This window comes from Succinivibrio faecicola (assembly GCF_019448115.1).
GTDB classification, from domain to species: Bacteria; Pseudomonadota; Gammaproteobacteria; order Enterobacterales; family Succinivibrionaceae; genus Succinivibrio; species Succinivibrio faecicola.
In genome coordinates this window covers 1-3,428 of the sequence record NZ_JAGFNY010000062.1, presented here as the reverse complement: position 1 = coordinate 3,428, position 3,428 = coordinate 1, and the positions used below count along the sequence as shown (strand labels likewise).

Here is a 3,428-nt window from a genome sequence, read left to right as displayed (position 1 = left end):
ACACCACTTATCCCGACTTTATGATTATACCGAAAAACATCAAAATCGGCTTAGTTACGCCCATCAGTACATAAAAAGTCGGGATAACTTTTACATAAGTCCATACAGTCTCTTGAAAACTACATCATCATTATCAAATGTAAAATCAACTGCAGAACTGATGATTGTATTAAAGTCTGAAGTTGCTTTTTCAACTGCATCTTGTTTCATCCTAACATCAGCATTTGCATAATATTTTATGGTTGTTTCCATCTGTGTATGACCTAACCACTCTGAAAGCAGTGGCATTGGCATCCCATGTCGATAAAGATGCATTGCTCTAGAATGTCTAAACATATGTACATATAAATGTTCTGGCACCTCAGAGCATTTATTTCTTGCGATTTCACCGTATTTTTTTATGAATTTCGATACATTATCCTGTGACATTTGATTTTGTACCCCTTTTCTTGTCACATAAAAAAGGAACACTGTATCGCTACTGCCATTATGGAAAAGTTCTATATACTTGTTCAAATGATCTACTGTTTTTTGCATTAATGGGACTAAACGGGTTTTACCTCCTTTCCCTGTAAGTACAACATATCTTTCGTTATCGTTAATATGTAAATCCTGAAGCTTTAAATCAAGGATTTCTTGTATGCGGGCTGCACTGTCATATAACAGGATCATTAATGTAAGATCTCGAATGCCTTTTATGGTGGATGTCTCAGGTGTCGCCAGTATTGCCTCCAATGCCTTTTCTGAAAAAAATTCAATCTCATGATCAGGCACTTTCTTGACCGGTATTAAAGATATTTCATGATAGGATGAAATAAAAATAGAATCTTTTTCTGATGCATACCTGAAAAAACGACGGATTGCCGCTAGCCTCTGGTTTCTGCTTGTTACAGAACAATGACATTCATCTTCCAAAAACTCTAGAAAGTCTTCAAGTAATTCTCTGGTTGCAAACGAAAAATCAAAGCTATCAAGTTTAATTTTTAGTTTTTGACATGAGTAGTCCAGATACATATTCAAGGCTGTCTTGTATGAACGTATCGTATTGAAACTGGCAGCTTTCTGCTTTGGTAGGTAAACTATCAGAAAATCTCGCAGTATCTGATAGAACACTTTTGAGTCTTTAGTCATGAGCACACCTCCGGAATCAGAGTTTGGAAATATTCCAAGTTAATAGCAGATGATTTTAAAAGTCTTTCTGGCAGTAAATGTATGTAGTAGGCTGTATGCTTATAGTCACTGTGTCCCATATAGGAACTTAAGTATGGGAGCGCTGTATAAAGGTCTTCACTATTGTCAATCCATTCTTGTAGAACAGTTGTAGCGAAACGATGGCGAAGATCATATATTCTAACTTTGGCGTCTTTATTTTCAGGAAAGGCTTGTGCCCATATTTTAAGAAACTGTTGTGTCAGCCACTTTGATGAATAAGCTTCTCCTGTTATTGATGGAAACATTAACTCTGAATCAGGAAACAGAATATCTCTTTTCGAGATATATTTTTTACATAAGTTAGAAAGATCCTCTGCCATTGGAATCAAGCGTTCCTTATGACTCTTGTTTTTCCTTATAAATAGCGTGCATCGGTTAGTATCAATATCTTTCCTGTATAATTCACGACCTTCATTTGGCCTAAGTCCACAAAAATATATCAACCTAAAAATAACTGAAATAATATCTCCATATAATGGATTTTTGGAGTTTGATTTCTGTTTATCACAGGTTCGAAATAAAGTTCGCAGTTCTTCATCCGTAAAAAGATATGGGGTATATCTGTGTGTGGAAGGAACAAGATCCATCGATAGAATTGTGTCACATTTACCTATGGCGTATAGGTATTTTGTAAATTCTCTTGCGGCAGTTATTCTTCGACGAAATCCTTCTGCTTTCTCTGTATCTCTTTGTATACACCAAGGCAGAATATCAGAAATCGACAATGTTTCACTAACATTGACTTTTTTATCTATATACCTAGCTAGATCATTCAAAAAATACGAATAAGTCCGCCTTGAATAGCCAAGACTTTCTTTATATAGAAGCATATCTTCTATCTGTTTTTCAAGAAATTTCATGAGCACCTCCTAATGACTTCATTGAAAGTGCACACTTCTTAAGTCCATATAAATCAAGTGAAATATATTGTCTAGTAGCTCGAATTGACTGATGTCCTAGAACTTGTGAAACGGTGGTAACAGGAACTCCTTTTGCAACCATAGAGGTACCAACAGCTCTCCGGATACCATGAAACGTTTTTCCGTCATTTACGATATGGCTTATTCCTGCTTTTTTAAGATACTTTCGAAAAATACATGCAATAGATACTCCATCCTTAAACGCATCATATGGAGCACAGCTTCTTAGAAATACATTTTTGCAAGTAGATTCTGGACGTTCATTAAGAATGTAATCAGCAAGAGCATCACGGACAGGTGATTGCAACGGAAGAACAACAATCTTGTTTGTTTTTCCTTGTAAAACATGTAATTCTAGTTCTTTCCAATGGATATCAGTCAATGTTAGCGAAGCTATATCTCCTGCGCGTAGACCTGTTGTTAAGGCAAGAGATAAAATTGCAAAATCACGTTTACCTGGAGCTTTTTTTCTGTTGACTTGATTGATAATTAAAATCATATCTTCGTTTGGCATTGCAGGCTTAACTTTGTGGTCACGGCATCTTGGGGAGGAAAGAAGTAGCCAATAATTATCAGTTTTATAACCTTTTAGGGAAAGAAACTGATGAAGTTTTTTCATTGTTGAAATAACTTCATCCATGCTCCCTGCTTTTGTTTCATGAATCTGAGAAAGAAAATCACGGATATCTCCTGCAGATATACCATTTAAGTCATTTATATTTCTGTTTTTTAAAAAAACAAAAAAACGAGAAACTATGCTTTTGATGATTCTTAAAGAATGTTTATTATTAGGTAGGCTTTCAATGAAATTTTTCAAGATTTCTGTAAAGAAGGAGGGTAAATCTCTAGATTTTTGGGGGAGAAAAATCTTCCATTCAAATGTACCTGTTTCATGAATTTCATTAAGAATACAGATCCCCCGCCGCCTAAAATTTAATGATTTTCTAGAGATAGCATGATCTTGAAATAGCTTATCTGCTTCATTAAGCAGTTGTTTCATGATTTCTGGTTGAAAAATGGTACAGCCTCTTTCTTCATAGGCTTTGATGATTGGGGCGAAACTCCTTGCTTGATAAGCACGTATTGTTGAACGTGATAATCTTAGCGATTCAAGTATTTCATTTGCTTTGGCAATGATGTCAAAAATATTTTTTTCCATAATGAGTGTCTCCTTTATGAATTAAGGCTACTTCATTATAGAATGAAAAGTTATCCCGACTTTTTATGTATTGATGGGCGTAACTAAGCCGATTTTGATGTTTTTCGGTATAATCATAAAGTCGGGATAAGTGGTGT

General features: G+C 35.2%; 3 protein-coding genes. All 3 read right to left on the bottom strand.

Going from position 1 to position 3,428, the window contains the following annotated elements; all coding sequences use genetic code 11:
- Positions 1-90 precede the first annotated feature (90 nt).
- From J5V48_RS09540 to J5V48_RS09530, 3 genes are read right to left on the bottom strand one after another with little or no spacing between them, the layout of a single operon-like run.
- On the bottom strand, positions 91-1,131 hold the full coding sequence (locus J5V48_RS09540) for a tyrosine-type recombinase/integrase (RefSeq protein ID WP_219938380.1): 1,041 nt from the start codon (positions 1,129-1,131) through the stop codon (positions 91-93).
- Positions 1,128-2,072, bottom strand: a complete 945-nt coding sequence (locus J5V48_RS09535) for a tyrosine-type recombinase/integrase (protein WP_219938378.1) — start codon at positions 2,070-2,072, stop codon at positions 1,128-1,130. The genes J5V48_RS09540 and J5V48_RS09535 overlap by 4 nt, the downstream gene beginning before the upstream one ends.
- On the bottom strand, positions 2,059-3,291 hold the full coding sequence (locus tag J5V48_RS09530; RefSeq protein WP_219938377.1) for a tyrosine-type recombinase/integrase: 1,233 nt from the start codon (positions 3,289-3,291) through the stop codon (positions 2,059-2,061). Before J5V48_RS09530 ends, J5V48_RS09535 begins: the two co-directional genes overlap by 14 nt.
- Positions 3,292-3,428 lie beyond the last annotated feature (137 nt).

Bases quoted from the DNA above. Each gene is read 5' to 3' on its own strand.
- J5V48_RS09535 (WP_219938378.1), bottom strand. From the start codon at position 2,072: ATGAAATTTCTTGAAAAACAGATAGAAGATATGCTTCTATATAAAGAA.
- J5V48_RS09540 (WP_219938380.1), bottom strand. From the start codon at position 1,131: ATGACTAAAGACTCAAAAGTGTTCTATCAGATACTGCGAGATTTTCTG.
- J5V48_RS09530 (WP_219938377.1), bottom strand. From the start codon at position 3,291: ATGGAAAAAAATATTTTTGACATCATTGCCAAAGCAAATGAAATACTT.